This is a genomic window from Mycobacterium montefiorense (assembly GCF_003112775.1).
GTDB classification, from domain to species: domain Bacteria; phylum Actinomycetota; class Actinomycetes; order Mycobacteriales; family Mycobacteriaceae; genus Mycobacterium; species Mycobacterium montefiorense.
Genome location: NZ_BFCH01000046.1, coordinates 1 through 677, shown reverse-complemented (window position 1 = coordinate 677; position 677 = coordinate 1). Strand labels below are relative to the sequence as shown.

The window sequence follows — 677 nt, the reverse complement described above, 5'->3', positions numbered from 1 at the left end:
GATCAGCGATGGTCTGTCGATCTCGCAGGTTGCCGAGAAGGTTGGGGTGTCGCGCCAGACGCTGCATTCCTGGTTGGCCCGGTATGAGGCCGAAGGTCTGGATGGGTTGGTGGATCGGTCGCATCGGCCGATGTCGTGTCCGCATCAGATGCCGGCGGTGGTCGAGGCCGCGTTGTTGGAGTTGCGTCGATCGCGGCCGTATTGGGGACCGCGGCGGCTGGTGTTCGAGTTGGCCAAACGCCACGTGGTACCGGTGCCCTCGGAGTCGGCGGCGTATCGGGCGTTGGTGCGGGCCGGGATGATCGACCCGAGTCTGCGGGATCGGCGCTCGCGTAAGTGGAAACGCTGGGAACGCGGCATGCCGATGGAGTTGTGGCAGATGGACATTGTGGGCGGATTCCCGCTCGCTGATGGGACCAGCGCCAAAGCCCTTACGGGCATCGATGACCATTCGCGGATGTGCGTGTGCGCGCGGCTGATGGCCCGGGAGCGCACCCGCGCGGTCTGCGACGGGTTGCGTGATGCACTGTCGCGTTATGGGGTGCCCGAGCAGATCTTGACCGACAACGGCAAGGTCTTTACTGGCCGGTTCTTTCATCCGCCGGTGGAGGTGCTCTTCGATCGGATCTGCCGCGAAAACGGCATTGAACACCTCCTGACCCAACCACGTTCGCCGA

At 64.4% G+C, this 677-nt stretch carries 1 protein-coding gene; it reads left to right on the top strand.

What is annotated here, in order from left to right; genetic code table 11:
• Position 1 precedes the first annotated feature (1 nt).
• On the top strand, positions 2–677 hold a 676-nt coding region (locus DB708_RS25835; RefSeq protein WP_133251064.1), incomplete at its 3' end, for a DDE-type integrase/transposase/recombinase.